At 41.8% G+C, this 18,901-nt stretch carries 20 protein-coding genes and 1 riboswitch; of the genes, 14 read left to right on the forward strand and 6 right to left on the reverse strand.

Translation table 11 applies throughout. From position 1 onward, the window contains the following. The first annotated feature begins 213 nt into the window (after nt 1–213). Entirely contained in the window at nt 214–669 is a 456-nt protein-coding gene (locus CWO27_RS08585) for a hypothetical protein (protein WP_102431251.1), read from the forward strand. 8 nt (nt 670–677) lie between these two features. Further along, on the forward strand, nt 678–1,703 hold the full coding sequence (locus tag CWO27_RS08590; protein ID WP_107898843.1) for a diguanylate cyclase domain-containing protein: 1,026 nt from the start codon (nt 678–680) through the stop codon (nt 1,701–1,703). Nucleotides 1,704–2,035: 332 nt separating this feature from the next. Here the strand turns inward: CWO27_RS08590 and CWO27_RS08595 are convergent, their stop codons facing one another. Beyond that, nucleotides 2,036–4,468 carry a putative bifunctional diguanylate cyclase/phosphodiesterase gene (locus CWO27_RS08595; RefSeq protein WP_107898844.1) on the reverse strand — a complete coding sequence of 811 codons (2,433 nt, stop codon included), beginning with the start codon at nt 4,466–4,468 and terminating at the stop codon, nt 2,036–2,038. 3 nt (nt 4,469–4,471) lie between these two features. Further along, the gene (locus CWO27_RS08600; RefSeq protein ID WP_102479650.1) at nt 4,472–5,503 is read right to left on the reverse strand and encodes an ABC transporter substrate-binding protein; all 1,032 of its coding nucleotides are present in this window, start codon (nt 5,501–5,503) and stop codon (nt 4,472–4,474) included. A 318-nt stretch (nt 5,504–5,821) separates the two neighbouring features. On the opposite strand from CWO27_RS08600, the gene CWO27_RS08605 reads away from it, so the two are divergent. The 7 genes from CWO27_RS08605 (at nt 5,822) to CWO27_RS08635 (ending at nt 9,895) form a co-directional block, all read left to right on the forward strand. Further along, nucleotides 5,822–6,472: a LysE family translocator gene (locus CWO27_RS08605; RefSeq protein WP_102431230.1), complete on the forward strand. Its 651-nt coding sequence runs from the start codon at nt 5,822–5,824 to the stop codon at nt 6,470–6,472. A 288-nt stretch (nt 6,473–6,760) separates the two neighbouring features. Next, entirely contained in the window at nt 6,761–7,561 is an 801-nt protein-coding gene (locus tag CWO27_RS08610) for a PhzF family phenazine biosynthesis protein (RefSeq protein WP_107898845.1), read from the forward strand. A gap of 100 nt (nt 7,562–7,661) precedes the next feature. Continuing rightward, nucleotides 7,662–8,165, forward strand: coding sequence for a YgjV family protein (locus CWO27_RS08615; RefSeq protein ID WP_048660308.1), 504 nt, complete (start codon nt 7,662–7,664; stop codon nt 8,163–8,165). Nucleotides 8,166–8,232: 67 nt separating this feature from the next. Next, on the forward strand, nt 8,233–8,547 hold the full coding sequence (locus tag CWO27_RS08620; RefSeq protein ID WP_048660307.1) for a cupin domain-containing protein: 315 nt from the start codon (nt 8,233–8,235) through the stop codon (nt 8,545–8,547). A gap of 91 nt (nt 8,548–8,638) precedes the next feature. Continuing rightward, nucleotides 8,639–9,103 (forward strand): GNAT family N-acetyltransferase, encoded by a 465-nt coding sequence (locus CWO27_RS08625; protein WP_107898846.1) that lies wholly within the window; start codon nt 8,639–8,641, stop codon nt 9,101–9,103. Nucleotides 9,104–9,200: 97 nt separating this feature from the next. After that, on the forward strand, nt 9,201–9,401 hold the full coding sequence (locus CWO27_RS23570) for a hypothetical protein (protein WP_157933142.1): 201 nt from the start codon (nt 9,201–9,203) through the stop codon (nt 9,399–9,401). Between the two features lie 197 nt (nt 9,402–9,598). Then, nucleotides 9,599–9,895, forward strand: a complete 297-nt coding sequence (locus tag CWO27_RS08635; RefSeq protein WP_048660304.1) for a hypothetical protein — start codon at nt 9,599–9,601, stop codon at nt 9,893–9,895. Between the two features lie 129 nt (nt 9,896–10,024). On the opposite strand, the gene CWO27_RS08640 is transcribed toward CWO27_RS08635, so the two are convergent. Then, complete coding sequence (locus CWO27_RS08640) at nt 10,025–10,522, reverse strand: fasciclin domain-containing protein (protein WP_107898847.1); 498 nt, start codon at nt 10,520–10,522, stop codon at nt 10,025–10,027. Nucleotides 10,523–10,725: 203 nt separating this feature from the next. Here CWO27_RS08640 and CWO27_RS08645 point away from each other — a divergent pair, with 203 nt between their 5' ends. Both CWO27_RS08645 and CWO27_RS08650 read left to right on the forward strand, forming a co-directional pair. Further along, nucleotides 10,726–11,712: a DUF2860 family protein gene (locus tag CWO27_RS08645; protein WP_102431225.1), complete on the forward strand. Its 987-nt coding sequence runs from the start codon at nt 10,726–10,728 to the stop codon at nt 11,710–11,712. A 161-nt stretch (nt 11,713–11,873) separates the two neighbouring features. Beyond that, nucleotides 11,874–12,368, forward strand: coding sequence for a GNAT family N-acetyltransferase (locus CWO27_RS08650; protein ID WP_102431224.1), 495 nt, complete (start codon nt 11,874–11,876; stop codon nt 12,366–12,368). Nucleotides 12,369–12,511: 143 nt separating this feature from the next. Here the strand turns inward: CWO27_RS08650 and CWO27_RS08655 are convergent, their stop codons facing one another. Then, nucleotides 12,512–13,294 carry a LuxR C-terminal-related transcriptional regulator gene (locus CWO27_RS08655; RefSeq protein ID WP_102431223.1) on the reverse strand — a complete coding sequence of 261 codons (783 nt, stop codon included), beginning with the start codon at nt 13,292–13,294 and terminating at the stop codon, nt 12,512–12,514. A 167-nt stretch (nt 13,295–13,461) separates the two neighbouring features. After that, a riboswitch (purine riboswitch) is annotated at nt 13,462–13,561 on the forward strand. A gap of 90 nt (nt 13,562–13,651) precedes the next feature. Here CWO27_RS08655 and CWO27_RS08660 point away from each other — a divergent pair. The 3 genes from CWO27_RS08660 (at nt 13,652) to CWO27_RS23575 (ending at nt 15,960) form a co-directional block, all read left to right on the forward strand. Continuing rightward, nucleotides 13,652–14,665 carry an adenosine deaminase gene (locus CWO27_RS08660; RefSeq protein ID WP_102479645.1) on the forward strand — a complete coding sequence of 338 codons (1,014 nt, stop codon included), beginning with the start codon at nt 13,652–13,654 and terminating at the stop codon, nt 14,663–14,665. A gap of 253 nt (nt 14,666–14,918) precedes the next feature. After that, entirely contained in the window at nt 14,919–15,635 is a 717-nt protein-coding gene (locus tag CWO27_RS08665; protein WP_107898848.1) for a Crp/Fnr family transcriptional regulator, read from the forward strand. Nucleotides 15,636–15,807: 172 nt separating this feature from the next. Continuing rightward, complete coding sequence (locus CWO27_RS23575) at nt 15,808–15,960, forward strand: hypothetical protein (protein ID WP_165887216.1); 153 nt, start codon at nt 15,808–15,810, stop codon at nt 15,958–15,960. Between the two features lie 88 nt (nt 15,961–16,048). Here the strand turns inward: CWO27_RS23575 and CWO27_RS08670 are convergent, their stop codons facing one another. Both CWO27_RS08670 and CWO27_RS08675 read right to left on the reverse strand, forming a co-directional pair. Beyond that, nucleotides 16,049–16,714 (reverse strand): DUF2057 family protein, encoded by a 666-nt coding sequence (locus CWO27_RS08670; protein ID WP_102479209.1) that lies wholly within the window; start codon nt 16,712–16,714, stop codon nt 16,049–16,051. Between the two features lie 293 nt (nt 16,715–17,007). Continuing rightward, a complete protein-coding gene (locus CWO27_RS08675; RefSeq protein ID WP_077681544.1) occupies nt 17,008–18,570 on the reverse strand; it encodes an arylsulfatase in 1,563 nt (520 codons plus the stop codon). Nucleotides 18,571–18,901 lie beyond the last annotated feature (331 nt).

Consider the following 18,901-nt stretch of genomic DNA (forward strand, 5'->3'; position numbering starts at 1 on the left):
GGTGTTTAAAAAGCAGAGATTTCTACTAAACAAACGTGAGCCAATGATTATCTGGGAAGGAGCAAAGGTTGTGTTCGCGCTGGATTATAAGGTTGAAATGTTATTTAGTCAGGGTTGAGTTGTACGAATGAAAAATAAGGCAATGTCTAAGCAAGTCAAATGCCTAATATGGACTAAACTCAGATGAGTGACCTTTTTAAAACGGAGTTTAAAATGAGAACTGCACTGTTGTTCATGCTTTCATTGTGTTCATTTTCTATTTTCGCTACATCGCAACTCACCGTATTTGACCATCTAGGTCAAAAGCACCAGTTAAGCCGAGAGCAACTGTTACAACTTCCCCAACAAGAGATTATTACATCATTACCTTGGGTGGATGGAGAGCTAGTCTATAGCGGAGTGACCTTGCAAACAGTACTTGAAACCATGGACTTACCTATTGCATCTCAGGTAACTTTCGTAGCATTGAATGACTATAAAATTGCGGTGCCCAAGGAAGATTTTTACGATTACCAACCGATCATTGCGATAAAACAAAATGGTCAATTTATGTCGGTTAGAGATAAAGGGCCCTATTGGTTGATATATCCATTGTCTTCGACGCCTGATATTGATAATACAGACTTCCATGCCAAGATGATCTGGCAGATACGCGATATCCACCTATAGAGGTCTCTATGAAAAAGCTGTTGTCGTTGACTGCCATTAAAGTCGTAGTGTTATCTTTGGCTGCGGTGGTGCTCACCGTTAATATTTACAGTGTCACTCGCATTAACGACATCAACAAAAGCTTTTCGACTCGACAAAATGAAGCCACCTGGTTTGTTTTCCAGTTAGTAAAGGAATATGCCAATTTTCTGATGGTAAGTCGTTCCGAAACTATCGATTACGATGAGTTATGGCTAGCGTACGATATTACGTGGAGTCGTTTTGATATATTGATTAACAGCACTGAATCTTCCAATTTCATTAAGTCAGCAAATTTTAAGCCTTATTTCACTTCGGAGTTTGATAAATTTAAGAGCTTGGAATCATCGATAAAATTGGTCAGTGAAGGATTATTACCCAAGGAGTCATTACAGAAAAAGGTCGATATTTGCTACCACACACTTGTAGATTTTATTAACGACAAGTTTCGCTTACAAAGCCCTGTGATTGAAGAAAATACTTCAATGGTTGATAACTTAGTTACCGTCCATCGAATCAGTAGCGTGTTTCTAGTTGCTATCTTGCTGATTACCGGGGTTATTTTCTATGTGGATTTCTCTATCAAAAGAAAACTCTACTCTACGGATTTTATTACAGGGTTTCGTAATCGAATCTCATTGATGAAATTTGTGAAGAATAGCTACTCGAAAGACAACAACTTTGATCTCTATTTTGTCCGAATCAGAAACCTTACTGAAATTAATCAAAAATATGGTCTTGAATATGGCGATCTTGTAGTGAGTTCGGCAGCTAAGTCTCTGACTGCTAAGATACCAGAAAGCACCATTTCGTTTCGCAGTAGCGGAAGCCAGTTTTTATTTTTTATTCCTGACCATTTGTACGCGAGTGATGAAATTCAGGAGGAATTTAACGACGTGCTCAGTGATTACATCTCGGCAGGTAACCTAGAGTTGATGATTGACGCCGTAGTCAGGCATAAGAAAAACATAAGCTCCAAAGATATGATGGAGTTACTGACCTCGATGCAAGGCTAAGCTTCTTATATGGCTTAGTCTCGTTTTTATCCCTCCCTACTGATACCTCATCTTATTGGTACTTGTATGTCTACGTTAAGAGTCTTAATAAAGCTGACCAAGCTAAATTTATTAGCTTGGTCAGCTTAGCTTACGTACTAACTTGTTACCCTCATTAATATGTTGGCTTATGAGCCAGAAGAGGGCTTCATTTATTTATTCGGGCTTGTCTATAGGAACTGTTAGTTCAAGCGTATCGGTGAGTCTGTGCTTATTGCAGGAGGTTTATTCAGATGATAATGAAGCAGAGGTTTGGCCATGGTTGTTAAGTCATCGAGCTTACCGAAACACGACTATTGTTTTTGATTTAGTGACACAACCCTTTCGCAAGAGTTTGGTTCTAAAAGCGATTGTTGGTCTAGAATGGCTTGTGGATTATGGTCACGGACAAATTCAATAAACTCAATGTAAGTTAACGGTTGGCTGAATAAATAGCCCTGAATGAGGTCGCAGTTGGCTTTTCGAAGAAGATGATACTGTTCAAGAGATTCGACTCCTTCACCTACAACGAAGGTGTTACAAGAGTGTCCTAAGTTAACCATGGATTCGACCATCTTGCGGTCAGCCTTATCGTCGACGATATTATCGATAAAGCTCTTATCAATTTTAAGTTCGTCAACAGGGTAATGGAGAAGTTGGTTAAATGCTGTGTAACCCGTACCGAAGTCGTCAAGGGAAACTTTTAAACCTAAGCTTCTGATACTCTCAATGGTCTGCACCGTAAGTTTGCTGCTTTTAACGTAACTGGTTTCGGTAATCTCTATAATGATATTGCAAGGCGGAACTTTATAACGCTCGAGTACCTTCCGAACATTGTCGGCAAAGTTACGGTTGTAGAGTTCCATCGCCGAGATGTTAATGGACAAGGTGCCACTGTATTGGTGAATATCTGAAAGCTCTTTATAGCTCTTGATTGCGGAACTAATGACCCACATGTCGAGTTTGGATATCAAATTACTTTTCTCTGCGACTGGAATGAACTCATCTGGTCCTGCCTTTATATCAAATAGAGCTGGGCAGCGAATCAGACATTCTGCTCCGTCAATCTGAAGTGTTTTAGCATTGAAAATAGGCATAAAGCGAAGTTCAAAGTTGTCGCTCTCGCAGCACTCCAATAGTCTTTTTTCGATAACATCATGCCTTTTAAGTGAGTGGAGTAACTCTTCGCCATAAACAATCCTGCTCTCCCCATCGCTGTGATTCTTAGCATTAATCAACATAGCATCAATACATCGGTGCCATACCTCTTCAAATTTGGGGGTGTCGACAGGCAGAACACCCGTTGCAATCGAGAGCCTAAAACCATAGTAATCGAGGAAAGTCGTTCCCGTAAGAGTGTGGTTAATGTTCTCAATTTCTTCGTTTATTGACTGATGATCACCTATTTCTAATATGGCAATGAACTGGTTTCCTCCCAACCTTGCTACTGAATAGTCGCTGCAACTAAAGCCAAAAGAGGATTGTTGGTTCTGTAAGGTTTCTCTTAGTACTTTGGCTAGACTAACGAGCACATTGTCACCCACTTTAGCGCCATATAAATCATTGATTTTACGGAAGTCGATAATATCCCAACAAACCAAGTAACAGTGTGGGCGCATTGAACTTTTTATACGTACATCTAGGTGTCGAATGAACGAGCGTCGGTTGGCCAACTTTGTTAATTGATCGAACTCAGCTTCAAATTTCAATTCCGTTAGTGAATCAATGTAAGCGTTCTTAAGACCATCGATCTCACTTTGACCAGATGAGCGTTTGAAATATCTAAGTTTGAGTCCGCCAATGGAGATCTCGTGTAACAAGTCTTTCAGTGGGCGAACTAATTGATAGCGGACGACCATGTGTACGATGAGCATGATTATGAATAATGTTGTCAAGCAACCAAGTAAGGTCTTCTGAGCGATAATGGACTTTTCTTGATTGAATTTTTTTTCGCGGATATTAACTTGGGCAAGGAAGTGACGGCTGTTCATCTCAACTTTGATACGGTCTTTGGTTTGTTCAAACGACTTGATGACGAACTGCGTATTTTCGATATGTTCTGTGTTTGATGACGGTTCAATTAGTAGTTGCATGTTGTCATCATCGTTGTATTTGTTGAGCAAATTAGACAACTGTTTTAATGGTCCGTCTGCAATTAATATATATCGATTTAGACTGTTGTTCGCGCGCTTGTCTTGCGGGACTAAATAAGGGTCGATCGCGGTAACGTAAGCATATCTAAGCTCACCACTCACAGAGATATAAGAGAAACCTTCATAAGACAGCTCGTTTCTATTGATTAACGAGGTATAGATATCGAAGACTTTTTCATAGATGTTATCTGGGATTTTTAATCCCTCGAAAGGGTCTGATCGTAAAGTAGAAAGCGTTAATTTGAATTTAGGATTTACGACATAGATATTACGTTGACCAAATTGATTAACATGACTTTGGTTTAAGACTCGAAGTACTCTTTTCTCTAATAGAGATAGGGTGGTGTAGTCACCAGGGTTTTGAATATATCTCAAGAACTGTAGGGATGAACCAATATCTTTTACTAGTAAAGATAGGCCAAGTTGTTCGTACTCAGCGGCCACTAGAGCGGTGTTCACGTCGGACTGAACTTCGTCTAAGTACATATGTTTTACGTGGTTGGAGGCTAAGTTATAAGTAACCATCCCGCCCATTGCAAACACGAACAATAACGTGGGAATGAGTACAAAATAGAGCTTCTTTAATACTGACATTAATTATCTTAGACTGTCGACAATGCGGTTACGAATTTGAATACTATTGGGTTCGAGTTGTTCATATAGATGGCTACGCTCTAATACCTCTTTGCTAGGGAAAAGCTCAGGATCATTCTGATATTCTTGAGTGGTCAGGGCTTTTGCTTTTGAACTTGGAGTCGCAAACCATGACCCCATCGCGTTTTGAGCGGCGATCTCGGGTTGAGTTAAGAATGATAGAATTGTTATCGCTTGTGGAGATAGCTCACCGTTGTTAATTGCTGCAATACACTCCAACCATAACGTGGTGCCCTCCTGAGGGACAATATAGGTCCATGAGGCATTAGGGTCGGCATCATTCAGTACATAGCTGTCACCGGAGTAGCCGTAGGCGAGATCTATATCTGCGAGACGTTCAGGTTGGTGGGTATAGTCAATGACGTATTCGCTACTTTCTATATGAGGCTTTTGTGCTTGCAGAGTCTTGTAAGCTATGCGTAGTTCTTGCTCGTTATTAGTGAATGGATCAAACCCATTTGCTAGCAACGCGGTACCCACTAGATCGGTTGGTTCGTAATACATACTTATGCGACCACTGCTGTTCGTGTCTGGTTCAAGAAGAGCTTTCCAAGAGGTAGGAGGGTTTAATTTGTCACTTCGATATAAGATTCCCGTCGTTCCCCAAGCATAGGGGATGCCATACTCGCCACATCCTTCGACCCACCTTGAATCGATGTTATCCGTAATGGATTGTTGTAACTCACTGAGGTTGTGAAACAGGTTCTGCTTGGCTAACGCATTGAGCTTTACACTTTCTATAATCACTAGCTCAAATGCGCCCCGACGTTCGCTTAATAGCACTTCATCTCTGATCGACTCGTCAGAAAAAAACTGCTGTTTCAAATAAATGCCGTACGTGTCGCTTAGTTCGGTCACGACGCTATCGGATAGAAATTCATCCCAATTGTAGAGATAAATCTCATCCTGTTGGCTAAAGGCAGTGCCAGTTAAAAAAGATGATGACGCAAGAACTGAAATATAAAATGCTTTCACTGACGGATTCCTTTCCTACTTTGCCTAACTAAATCGTAGCCCAAATTTTGCGACATAGCTCAAATTTAGGTCTCTAATTTCACTTCAACATCACGCAATGCATCCAGGTGGAAAAATCCTATAACCTAATTGGAGCCAAAAGTAAGCTTTAGCACAACATCACTACGTTAAATCAAGGGGATATCAACCCTTGACCGATGAAAACACGGGATTTGTTTGGTTATTAGGTTACTAGTAAATATATATTCAACTACTTGAGCATTTTTTCGTTATTTATGCAATAGTAGGGCATTAATTGAACGATAAGGAGGTTGGTTTATGGATGCAGATTTAGTTGGAATTTTTGTTACCGTGGCGATTGCTCACTTTTTGGCGCTATTAAGCCCAGGACCAGATTTTGTGATTGTGGTGAAGAGTGCTGTTCGAAATAAGGGAAAAAAAGCCCTAGGCGTTGCATTCGGTATTGCCAGTGCGAATGCGGTTTACATTGCTTTGTGCCTAGTTGGCGTAGGCTCGATTTTGGCAGCATCCGTTTCTATTATGATTGCACTCAAGATAATTGGTGGAGTGTTTCTTGTTTATCTTGCAGTGCAAGCCATAAGAGCGAAGAAATGTAATTACAATAATATGGATGTTACCGAAGGAGATAGCTTCAACCAAACGACTTTTTTTAAAGAATTCCTCACCGGTTTTCTATCTGGAATCCTTAATCCTAAAAACCTATTGTTCTATTTGAGCTTATTCACGGTGGTATTGAACAAAGATATTGGCTTCATGTTTAAGTTTGGGCTAGGTATTTGGATGACGGTGGTTGTCTTTATATGGGATGCGGCGATCATCTTCCTGTTATCTGCGCCCAAAGTACGTCAAGAGTTTACGCGTGTTGCTTACTATATTGATAAAGTGACAGGAGTAATGCTAGGCCTACTTGGTTTGACCATTGTGAAATCTGCGCTAGTACGTCAATAGGTTCAATTTGAGTCATCATTGCTGAGTAACTTCACGTTTGTGGCACGATACAATGCTTATGTGCCGCGAATGTGCGTATGTTTCCTACCTTGTCTGATACGTTTTATCTAGTGCTTGCCCGATATTAAACCTTCTGCTTCATCCACCAATTCTTTTCATAACTCTTTGTTTATCTTTCCTTACTCTTCAAATAACTATTAATAAAATTTCTGTTGAAGACTTGTAGCACAGTGTATTTGTGCTTATTGTAGGCAAAATATTTATCCGATCTCAAAGCTAGGAAACATTGTGAATTTAGAGATATATCAAGTGGATTCGTTCACAACTCAAGCTTTTAAAGGAAACCCCGCAGGGGTCTGTATTTCCAAAGAGCCATTGGGTGAGTCGTTAATGTTTTCAATTGCTGAAGAGATGGCTGTATCCGAAACGGCTTTTTTGTCACTTAACACTATGACACTTAAATGGTTCACTCCAGAAGTAGAAGTGAAGCTGTGTGGGCACGGTACACTGGCAACCGTTCATGTGATGAAAGAGCAAGGTCTGCTCAACACAGGGGATAGGGTCATATTTAATACCTTATCTGGGGAGTTGTCTGCCGCAGTTTGTGAATCGTCTATTGAGCTTGATTTCCCTAGTACACAGTTATCATTGTTTACTGAGCCCAACCTCATGTTGCTCGAACATCTTGGTTTAGAGTCGAACCAAGTCGTTTCATTCCGAGAGTTTGATTCCAAGCAGCTAATCGAAGTGTCTGACGAGCGAGTGCTACTGGGCCTTTCACCAAATTTTGATGCTTTAAAAGGTATTAAAGGGCGAGGCGTTGTCGTGACAGCGCTTTCATCGAATACTGAGCTTGATTTTGTTTCTCGTTATTTTGCACCATGGGTTGGGGTAAATGAAGATCCTGTGACAGGGTCGGCGCATTGTGCATTGACGCAGCACTGGGCAGAAAAGCTAGACAAAAGCAGCTTCAGTGCGTATCAGGCGTCTCGTCGTGGTGGCTATATGTCGACAGAGCTATTAGCTAATGGGCGAATAAAGCTAATCGGTTCTGCGACCACTGTGATTAGTGGTGTGTTGAAGATTTAAAGCGTTATTGGCTGTATCTGTTTGAGCGCATCAAGCGAGTTCGTTCGATGATTGATTGAATGAAGCGGCTAAAGCGTAAGTTATTATTGAAGGAATCACTGTGTCAGCGTTTTATCTATCTCAAGTCTTAGTCGCCATTGCGATTTGCTTCGATCTTCTGTCATTCCAGTTCAAGGAAAGGAAGAAAATCGTCACTTGTCTGTTCTTTGCCGGTGTGCTTATTTCGAGTCACTTTATTCTACTCGAGCAATGGACAGCGGCGAGCCTAATGACGATTGCCACTATTCGCTATCTGACGAGCGTATTTTCTACCTCGTCTAAGTTTAAATATTTATTCTGTTCGATGTCGGTGGTCGCAACGGCCGTGACTTATTCGGGGCTGACTAGCGTACTGAGTTGCTTTGCTTCCGTATTTCAAACCTTCGCTGCGTTTAATAAGGATGACCGCCGCTTAAGAGAATTGATGATCATCGGCACCAGTTTTTGGTTGGTTCACAATTATTTAGTTGGCTCGCCAACAGCGGTTCTTATGGAAGCGCTGTTTATTTGCAGCAACTTGGTGGGTTATTACCGTTTTTACTTCAAAAAGAATGCGATAGCTTAGAGTTTGAATCTGTTGCTACGTAATAAAGTACACCGCATGACGATGATTCAAGATTTAGGAGAGCTCGATGCCAAATATCTACGCTGATATCCCTTCGTCGCTGCCCAATGAGATGTTCAACGCTCTCATTAGTAACGAGAATATTCGAATTGAGCGAATTCTGTCACATGGACACAGTTCACCAGAAGAGGGGTGGTACAACCAAGATGAGAATGAATGGGTAATGGTGCTCGAAGGTCAAGGCGTCATCGAGTTTGAAGATGGACGTGTTGTTACCTTGTCTAAAGGGGATTACATCAACATTGCTGCGAGAGAAAAGCATAAGGTGATTGGTACGGTGGAAAACGTTGTGACGATCTGGTTGGCTGTATTTTATCGTTGAATCTCTTTGTTCTAGAATCGACTTATTTAGAGAGCGCTTAGGGGCAATACGGTACTTGTCCAATACACTAAATACATGAAAGGATTATGTCGTGGTTAGAATTAGAAATTACCAACCTAGTGATAACAAAGCGTTATGGGAGATTTATTTTCATACCGTCCGTAACATCAACGTTCGCGATTACTCTCAAGAACAAGTCGAGGCTTGGGCACCAAGTGATTTTGATTCGGAACTGTGGGACAAATGTCTTCGCCGTATACAGCCCTTTGTGGCCGAGTTAGACGGGCGCGTTGTTGGCTATACTGACTTGCAACCCAATGGCTTGATTGACCATTTTTTCTGTCACCATGAATATCAAGGAAAGGGGGTAGGAAGAGCTTTGATGGAGCATGTATTTTCAGTCGGCAGAGTTCGCGGTGTTTATCGATACTTCTCAGAGGTGAGTATTACCGCCAGACCTTTCTATGAACATCTTGGATTCAAGGTTGTGAATGAGCAAGAAGTTGACATGCGAGGCGTAAAACTGACGAATTACGTGATGGAGAAAGTAATCTAATAGCCTGAGCTAACTATCAATAGTGTTGGCGACTTCGAGTTATGTGCATCTTTATTGGTCTAATCTAAACTAATAAAGACTACATGGAGTGTGGCTCATGAATATTGTACTTAGTAATAAGATCCTCGTCTTAATTTCCTCTCTCTCATTGGCGGCAGGGGTACTGGCCTTGAAGTTCGGCTTCGAAGGGTTATTCCCGATCTTTGTCGTCGTTATTTCTTTCTTTTCTGTCGTTATCAATCTGTATGTGCTGTGTATCAGTCGAGAAGACAAAGATGTCTCCGATTCCTATCAATAAACGAATACAGCTCGTCCCGAAGCATTAACCAAAGGGTTTGAAAAACATAAGAAATAACCGACATGAATGACCGGATTTTATTTCTCATAATTCTCAAATTTGCGACATTTGTTGGTGGGTTTTTTACCATGTTCTTAAGAACTTTTTCCGGGTTGCATATAGTATGCAGGCTGATTTAGTTTAATTAAGGAATCCAAGTGGGAATAGAAGCTTTGGCGTTTGTAATGGACGCTTTAATCACGGCATGTTGCATGTACATTGCGTCGAAAATGTCATTCGTTGTTGCCGACTTTAAATCCCTCCTTACCATCGCTGTTATCGTTGCTCTAGTGTCGTTGATTCCAACTGTAGGGTGGGCTCTCGGGTTGATCCTTTTTGTATTCCTTCTCGGGAAGGCAACACACGCGAGTATTGGTGACTGTATTTGGGTAGTGGTGTTTACCAAGGTCGTGTCGATGGCGGCTTTTTTGATATTCGGACGTTTGTTTGTCTAGCTGTACACGCAAAAGAAAGTTCGCCTTCTTTGATGACGAAACTCAGTTATCTCTAAACACGAAAAGGGTGCGAACGAGTCACACCCTTTAAAGAATTTTTGAAGGCTTATTACTGGCTTTACCCATTGATTATTTTGGTAGCAGTACCGCATCAATAACATGGATGACACCATTGCTTGCTTCAACGTCTGGCATCACGACTTTAGCTTTGTTGATCATCACACTGCCATGATCAATCCCTACCATTACAGCTTCACCTTGGACTGTGACTGCACTGTTCAGTTTCATTACTTCAGCCGCCATAACCTTCCCAGGTACGACATGATAAGTAAGCACTGCAACTAACTTGTCTTTATTCTCTGGTTTCAACAGCATATCGACCGTTCCCTCTGGCAATGCAGCAAAAGCCTCATCGGTTGGGGCAAAAACGGTAAATGGTCCGTCGCCTTTCAATGTATCTACTAAGCCTGCTGCTTTTACCGCCGCAACTAGTGTGGTGAACGAGCCGTTTTCTGCTGCCACATCAACGATGTCTTTCTTCATACCGTGATGATTCGCGTGAGCGAAAGCTGTGAAAAGAAGTGTTGCGAACAGTACTGACAGGGTTTTGCTTAAGTGATTAAACATATTGTAGTCCTTTGAGTTTGTCTGTTATTTCCGAGAGGTATTACGAAAGCCTAAAAGCGATAGATCAACTTATTGCACCCTCGTGACACTTACTTCAACTGCCAAAGTCATCAGATGGATAAAAAATCCATGTTAAATACTTGTTGTAATTGCATTTTGATACTTATAGTTAGTGGGTGATTATTCAAGTAATGGATGTGAATATGAGGTTTGCTTTACCAGTTGTATTTTCTGCATTGGCTTCAATGCCTGCTTACAGTGGCCTTGCTCCAAATGAAGGTTTCAGCGGTAACTTCAGTGTTTTGGCCGGTTTCTACTCTGACAGTAGTAATTTGAGTACTGAACAGGATTCGAATCAAGCAACCAACACTGAGGAAGGGAATAGCGAAAAGCAAGGGTTACTCGGCTTTTTGGGTACCGTTCAATATACTTTTGGTGAATCGCTGACTCACCAAGTGTATGCGGGTACGACACGAGAGGATATTGCAACAGGTACCATCGCGTTTGAGATTGGTTACAGACATCAACTTTCCGGTGGCACCATATTGGATTTTTCTGTTCTTCCTACGCTTATCTCAGGTAAGGCTTGGTCTGATCCTTACGCGGTTGGCGTTAATCGAAACGAAACCGATGTGAAAGGTAATGTTGGGCGATTGCAAATGACTAACATCGGCGGCACTGGCTTTCGAACGGATTTCGCGATTGGTGAATCAGACGTAGATGATGAGCTGTCAGGGAGTTCACTAAACTTATCTGCTGAAGAGATAGCACTGCTCGATAGGGAGCGAACTTATGTGTATGCCAAGGTAGGGTATCCCTTCATCTTGCCTAATCAAGCTGGTGTGTTCGTTCCATCTATGGTGTATTTCAATTCAGATGCGGAGGGTGGTGCACTGAGCTTTGATAGCTACGGTATTGAACTGAATTACGCTAAGAGAATTGGTCGCCATGGTTTTGTGGTCACATTAGATGCCAGTGATCGTCAGTATGATGAAGCAAATCCGATTTATGAAAAAACTCGTGAAGAGAACGAATATGGCGCCTTCTTAGCATACGAGTTTGGCGGCTTGATGGGATATGAAGATTGGTCATTGATTACTTTACTTGGTTTAAGAAGCATAGATTCAAACATCGACTTCTATAATTCTGAACAGGTACTCGCGAGCGTCGGTGTCGACTATAAGTTCTAAAGATTAGATATTCCGAAGCTTTGTATAACGCTAAGATTTCGTTGGGTTTATTATCTGTTTAATTATTTCGAGCACTTATAATCTTTAAGGTTGTAGGTGCTCGTTGCTATCCGTAGTATGAAAGTCGTTCAGTTAAAAAGATCAGATAGTAAGGAAGCGCTTTGGAAATACAAATTAGACATCTAGAACTCACAGACAACCAAGATATTTTTGATATTTATCGCCATCCATCAGTATCAGAAAACACCTCTCAAAAGCCTTTCCTCAGCTCTGATCAAGTGGAGCGACTGTTTGGTCACTCCGACCATTTCACTTTAGTTGCGGAAGTATCCGGTAAAGTAGTGGGCCATATTACTTTATTCATGACCAGCAAGGTAAGAGACAGGCACTGCGCTGGTCTTGGTATTGCTATTCACCCGGATATGCATGGTAAAGGGGTCGGTAAGGCATTAATGCAAGAAGCGATCAATCAGGCGGATAACTGGCTTAACCTCGTGCGTCTTGAGTTAGAGGTTCATGCTGACAACCACGCCGCTATTGCTTTGTATGAACGTGTAGGTTTTCAGTTAGAAGGCACAAAAAGGCTCAGTACGTTCAAAGGCGGTAAGTACATCGATATGTTACTAATGTCGAGAATACGACCAGATTACCTTTGAAGGCGAAGTGACTCTATATAACTGAAGCAGTTGAAGTAAGATATTAATTAACAGGGTTATTTTAATAAAACCCTCAAATTTTATTTGCTTGAGGGTTTTGTGTTTATAAGCATTCGTCACTATCAGATTTCTTGATAAGATCGCTATGGATTATCGATGCCAAAGCCATTTCGCAGTGCAAACTGAATCAGTTCGGTATGGTTGTCGAGTTCCAAAATATCCAACATGCGGTATTTGTGTGACTCAATGGTTCTAGGGCTTAAAAAGAGGATCTCAGCACATTGCTTTGCGGTATAACCTTGTGCCAGTTGAGTCAGAACCGCACACTGCCTTTTGGTCAGCAATAATAGTTTTTCACTCTCGTTAATATTATTGGTTTCATCGCTGGTGACACTACGCGTCATTTTGGAATGCTGCCAAAAACAGAGCCAGATATCACTCAGCAATTTGATTCGCTTCATGTCAGCCTCTTCAATTGGCTTATCGTAACGATTGAACCGTGAGAAGCCGATAGCTCCCCACTGCTGGCCAAACAACGAAAGGCTTACAATCCCATGCCAATGAGCACCTTCTTCATAAAGTACACGTAACGGGTCGAGTTTATGGTTCTTTAGTGTTTCTTCAGGGAACAACTGCCAACACTCTTTTGAACGTAAAAGCTTAAGGTAGTCAAGATAATTGCCTTTTAGAAAGCGTTCCATTTCAAGCGGTGGAGTATCTGTTTGGGATACGGAAATACTTTTTCCTGTATCCAGAAGAATCATTGAGTTTGGAAATAGGGTAAGTCTGTCGAGCTTAAACCAAGCGAGCGCTTCTCTTGCCAGTAAGAAAAAAGTGCTATCGAAATCTTTGGGCTGGCATGCGGTCAAAGTTTTGGTTTGGTGAGAGAGGAGATCCTCAAAGCTCGCGAATAGGTTGTGTTTCATATCGACCGTCTTTTATGGTTTTAGACAAAATAGCGGCAATAACTAAAGTGTGTCAATCTAATATTAGAATGTTGTTCTGAATAAGGTGTGGCGAGTATTCTTAAATGCTACTGAGTAATTTATTAGTTTTATCGAGAAACGATTAGTGAAATTCACACTGAACTCTGTATAGTAGCAACCGTTTGCTTCGTATAACCCCAATGATATGGTTTGGGGGTCTCTACCGGCTCCCGCAAAGTGCTGATTACGAAGGGTTTAGAACACAATTGTGTTCTTACTCTTTGTAATAGCGTTCAAGAAAACCTCCTGTCTATTATTCAGAGTAAGTGCACACCTAAAATCCATAGTAGGTGAAATATGAACGCATTTATTCAAGGGCTTCCAAAAGTAGAGTTGCATTTACACATTGAAGGCTCACTCGAACCTGAGTTGCTTTTTCAACTCGCTCAACGCAACGGCATTGAGCTACCTTACTCATCCCCAGAGCAGTTAAGGCGCGCATACCAATTTGATGACTTGCAGTCGTTTCTGGATATCTATTATCAAGGTGCAGATGCGCTTCGCACTGAACAAGATTTCTATGACCTAACATGGGCGTACTTAGAGCGCTGTAAGGCTGATAATGTTATTCACACCGAAATCTTCTTTGATCCTCAGACACATACTGATCGTGGTATTGCATTCGACACGGTCATTAACGGTATTCATCGTGCACTTCAACAGGGGCAAAAAGAGCTGGGTATTACCTCTCAAATTATCGCCTGTTTCTTGCGTCACCTGACTGAAGAGCGCGCCATTCAAACGTTCGCCGATGTGTTAAAACATCAAGATAAGATCGTCGGGGTTGGGTTGGATTCTTCTGAATTAGGACATCCACCAGAGAAGTTCAAACGTGTATTCCAACAAGCGAAACAAGCGGGTTTCTTAACTGTGGCACATGCAGGGGAAGAAGGTCCTGCTCAAAACATTGTGGATACGATTGAAATGCTCAGCGTGAGTCGAGTGGATCATGGTGTGCAATGCATGACAGATGACGCTTTAATCGTCGAATTGATTGAGACTAAAATGCCGCTGACCGTGTGTCCATTGTCTAACATCAAATTACGAGTGTTTGATGTAATGGAAGAGCACAACATTGTCGAACTGTTGAGGAAGGGTGTCGCTGTAACCATAAACTCTGATGACCCAGCGTATTTTGGTGGCTACATGTCGGATAACTTCAACGCAGTGAGCCAAGCTCATGAGATGACGCAGAAAGAACTGGCACAGTTTACTTTGAATGCGATTGACGCGAGCTTTATCGAAGAGTCATTGAAGCAGCAATATCGTGAGCGTGTTCAAGACTACCTTTCTAAAGCCGATTCTGAATAGTCTCTAGTTTAGACTTCGGCAATAAAAACTCTGTAGCTTAGAGTCTTATAACGACCGACATATGTTGGTCGTTTTTATATTGCTTCTACGCAATTCTTAGGTAAGAAGTAACCTAACTGACTAAGAAGTATGATTTTATTTTCCGAAAAACATCTCGTCCTAGCGGTAATGAACTACCTTTAGAAGGAGTGTCAAATGCAGCACTAACGCTGTATAACGAAAACATAGCGATTGTCGGAGGAGGAATACACCGTTGTTAGACCCAACAATCAGTGAACAAATTGAGTGGCCATGTGAATTGCCGCAAGAGTTGATCGATAGCTTAATCGAGATTGCTGTTTTCAAAACGAGTGTTCATAGCCTGGAAATTACCCAGAAATTCCAAAATCTGCCTGGCGTTTTCTATATTCTGAGTGGTTCTGCAGGAATCTGTTTTTCTACTGAGAATATGAAAAGCATATCCGGTGGTGTGATTGGAAGAGGAGATTGGATTGGCGCTTTGTCTATTCATGCTGACTACAACCTCTTTGCTGTGGCAGAGGAGGTCGAGCCTATTACCATGGTATTGTTTCCCACCGAGAAGGTGTTAGCGCTTGCCGAAGAGCAGTGCATGGTATTCAAATGGCTTCTGCATAGTGGGACCAAAGCACAATCTATTTGGATGCAAGCTTACTTATCCTCGATTCATGAAAAAGAACAGAAAACCATTTACGTCTTGTTGGAGCTTGCTGCACGCCAAACCAATATCGCAGGTGCGACCGTGAGTATAAATATCTCACAAACTCAATTGAGTACCATTACAGGGATCTCGAGACCCAGGTTGAATGAGGTGCTTAAAGGTATAGAGCAACAGGGTTTAGTGAAGATACAGAGAGGGAAGGTGTTCATCACCGATGCAGAGGGTTTGTATGAGCGTATTTCACCAATGAATTTGATGATGCGCGATCCTGTCGCTGAGATTAAAGCGTGAATCTCTAACAGCACAGCTAACCTTTGGATGATTGGATCTTCAGTGATAAATCAATATCACATGAAAAAATTATGCACAGTGTTCTTTTAGGAACATACACCACAAGAGAATATCTATAATGTTCACTCTAGATTTATAAATTGAATTAGAGCGGAATAGAATTGTTATGAAAATGGCTGTACTGGAATATAAAGTATTGGGACTTGGTGAATGGATTAAAACAAGAATTTCTAGCCGCTGTGCATACTTACTGGCTGAAGAGTATAAAGCGCTAGGATGGCCAACCAGAGTGGATGGCAAAGTGGTATCCACTGAGTCTGCTTAATCTATACGAGCCTAAAGTACCTAGATGAAGACAAAAAAGAAGCTGGCAGTGTGCCAGCTTCTTTCATTTTTAAATTAAGACAGTTGAGTTACTTGTTCACGTAGTCTTTGAATTTCTGCTTTGTTTCAGCATCTGCTTTTTCGTACCAGAAATACAACATCTCTTCAGCTGTATTTGCTGCATTTCCGTCAATCTTTGCTGGAAGCGTTACTGGCTGTACGACAACTGCTGCTGCGCCCGCACTAGCACCTACTGTAAGTGCAGCGATGCCACCTTTCTGGTTGTATTCTTTCGCTTCTTGCGGGTACTTACGACCAATCTGCATGCCATCTTTGATAAGTTTGTCTTGCTTAACACTGATTGCATTTTGGTTTTCATCAACCAGTTTCCAATCTAAGTTTTGAAGGCCTTTTTTCGCTTCGTTGGTGTTACGGAACTTAGGCATATCGAACGTCAATGCTGTGTCTGTCGCATCAAAAGTAGCAATAATCGTATCGCTATCGACAAACTCGCGGTCGTTACCTTGGCTGAAAGCAAGTTGATATTTGAAAACGATTTGGTTTACGCCGTCTGGCACGGTGATCGTTTTGCTTGAAGAGAAAAAGCCACCCTCAAGAGCAGGCTTAGCTTCGTTAACCGCTAAGACTTCGACTAAAGCATCTGCGCTAGAAGGAACTTCAATTGTTACGTCAGCGAACGCGTGTGGTGCTGCGATAATTGTGGAAAGCAGCGCGATGGATTTTAATGTTTTCATAATCATACAGTTGTTTATGGGCAGTTGAATTACAATCGCATGGTAAGAACTCCAATTCAAGTCATGTTATAAGGATTTGAAAAAATTTGCGAAATCTTAACGCAACGGTCATATATTAAGGTTCACATTGACTAGTGTGAGTTTTTATTTTTGAAAAATGAGAGGGTAGGTTGGGTGTGAATTATACTAGTTGGCGGTTCGCGTCTTATGTTATTTGTATTGGATACTAAAAAGCCGCGGTCACTGCATTCAGTCACCACGGCTTCGTTATTACATGTTTAGTCTAGAGTAGCTTATTTAGCTTGTGCTGCGGCTGCTTCTAGTTGCTTAAGTTTACCTTGAAGCATGTAAGCATTCTGGTTGAAGTTACCAGGGTTCAGTACTTGGCTGTTCTGCATTGGGTAGTCAGGTAGTGTGTTCATAAATTCTTGTACTTTGCCGCCTACTGGTACGAATAGCCACATGTTGTCTGCCATCCAACGCAGGTACATGCCAGACTCGTGTGGTGCTTTTTCGAATGGGTCTGCACGTAGGTGAACGACTTGAGGCCAGTTTGGTTGGAAACGCACTGCATCTGTGATGTTACCGTCCATTACAGCGAACGAAATCTTGAAGTCATTCCAACGTACCGCGTTTAACTCAGCGTTAGCAGAGAAGTAAAGCATGCTATCACGAGGGCCTTTCTCTTCTTTACCTTGGAAGTAAGGCAGGAAGTTGTAACCATCTAGGTGTACACGCCAGTTTTTACCGTTGTAAGTCGCACCTTTATCAGAAGCCAGCTTCTCAACCACTTTATCATCACCAGCTGCTGCTAGTAGAGTCGGAATCCAGTCTTGGTGACTCATGATGTCGTTGATCTTAGTTCCCGGCTTGATTGTACCAGGCCAGCGAACTAGCTGAGGAACACGCATACCGCCTTCGTAAGTTGTACCTTTCTCACCGTGGAAGTAAGTCGCACCGCCATCAGGCCAAGATACGGTTTCTGCACCGTTATCAGTAGAGTAGATGACGATGGTGTTGTCTGCGATCTTAAGCTCATCAAGCTTGTCTAGTAGGATACCTACTTGGTCATCGTGCTCTAACATGCCGTCAGCGTAAATGCTGATACCCGATGCGCCTTGGTATTTTTCTTGTAGACGAGTCCACACGTGCATACGTGTTGTGTTGTGCCAAATGAAGAATGGTTTGTCCGCTTTCACTGCTTTTTCCATGAAGGCTAGAGATTCTTCTAGGAACTCTTCATCCGCGTGCTCCATACGTTTACGCGTCATAGGGCCAGTATCTTCAATCTTACCGTCAGAAGTTGATTTGATTACACCACGAGGCCCAAAGTTCTTACGGAACTCAGGATCTTTAGGGTAGTAGTATGTTTCTGGCTCTTCTTCTGCATTCAGGTGGTATAGGTTACCGAAGAACTGGTCAAAACCGTGGTTCGTTGGAAGGTGTTTATCTTGGTCACCCATGTGGTTCTTACCGAACTGAGCAGTCATGTAGCCCTGTTCTTTAAGAAGGTCTGCGATAGTTGGAGCCCAATCTGGGATACCGTGATCAGAACCTGGCATACCGATAGTTAATAGACCTGTACGGAAAGGTTCTTGACCCGTTAGGAATGCAGCACGACCAGCAGTACACGATTGTTGACCGTAGTGGTCAGTAAATAGTGCGCCTTCGTTAGCTATACGGTCGATGTTAGGTGTTTCGTAACCCATCATACCGTTGTTGTATGCACTGATGTTGAATACACCAATGTCATCACCCCAGATAGCAAGAATGTTTGGTTTTTCTGCTGCCGTTGCCGCTGAAGAAGCTGCTAATAAGCCAACACCTAATGCTAGTTTATTAATTTTAGTACCCATAAGGACTCCGATTCACTTTAAAGATTAATGCGTTAGAGCAACACATCGATGAACAAATGTTATTCCCAAAATTCCGCTTCGTCCTTTTATAGTGCTTATAACCAATCGTTATGATGCTCAGTTAACCCATTGATCAATATCATTTTTAGTGGGTTGAATGAATAAGTCCTTAGTTTGTATGTGTGATCCTTATCATGTTTGTTGGCGTTAACCTTATCGATGATTCCGGTGTCCATATCTCAATAAAAATGACAAATAGATTAATAGTTTAGCGAATCTCGCGATCGTTCAAAAAATGGACTATACGTTGTAGGGCAGGATGCAAATAACT

It is taken from the genome of Vibrio sp. 10N.286.51.C3, assembly GCF_003050065.1.
Taxonomy (GTDB): domain Bacteria; phylum Pseudomonadota; class Gammaproteobacteria; order Enterobacterales; family Vibrionaceae; genus Vibrio; species Vibrio crassostreae.

Excerpts from the sequence above, each read along its gene's own strand:
- CWO27_RS08585 (WP_102431251.1), top strand. The coding sequence starts at position 214 with ATGAGAACTGCACTGTTGTTCATGCTTTCATTGTGTTCATTTTCTATT.
- CWO27_RS08590 (WP_107898843.1), top strand. The coding sequence starts at position 678 with ATGAAAAAGCTGTTGTCGTTGACTGCCATTAAAGTCGTAGTGTTATCT.
- CWO27_RS08595 (WP_107898844.1), bottom strand. The coding sequence starts at position 4,468 with ATGTCAGTATTAAAGAAGCTCTATTTTGTACTCATTCCCACGTTATTG.
- CWO27_RS08605 (WP_102431230.1), top strand. The coding sequence starts at position 5,822 with ATGGATGCAGATTTAGTTGGAATTTTTGTTACCGTGGCGATTGCTCAC.
- CWO27_RS08620 (WP_048660307.1), top strand. The coding sequence starts at position 8,233 with ATGCCAAATATCTACGCTGATATCCCTTCGTCGCTGCCCAATGAGATG.
- CWO27_RS23570 (WP_157933142.1), top strand. The coding sequence starts at position 9,201 with ATGAATATTGTACTTAGTAATAAGATCCTCGTCTTAATTTCCTCTCTC.
- CWO27_RS08640 (WP_107898847.1), bottom strand. The coding sequence starts at position 10,522 with ATGTTTAATCACTTAAGCAAAACCCTGTCAGTACTGTTCGCAACACTT.
- CWO27_RS08645 (WP_102431225.1), top strand. The coding sequence starts at position 10,726 with ATGAGGTTTGCTTTACCAGTTGTATTTTCTGCATTGGCTTCAATGCCT.
- CWO27_RS08655 (WP_102431223.1), bottom strand. The coding sequence starts at position 13,294 with ATGAAACACAACCTATTCGCGAGCTTTGAGGATCTCCTCTCTCACCAA.
- CWO27_RS08660 (WP_102479645.1), top strand. The coding sequence starts at position 13,652 with ATGAACGCATTTATTCAAGGGCTTCCAAAAGTAGAGTTGCATTTACAC.
- CWO27_RS23575 (WP_165887216.1), top strand. The coding sequence starts at position 15,808 with ATGGCTGTACTGGAATATAAAGTATTGGGACTTGGTGAATGGATTAAA.
- CWO27_RS08670 (WP_102479209.1), bottom strand. The coding sequence starts at position 16,714 with ATGAAAACATTAAAATCCATCGCGCTGCTTTCCACAATTATCGCAGCA.
- CWO27_RS08675 (WP_077681544.1), bottom strand. The coding sequence starts at position 18,570 with ATGGGTACTAAAATTAATAAACTAGCATTAGGTGTTGGCTTATTAGCA.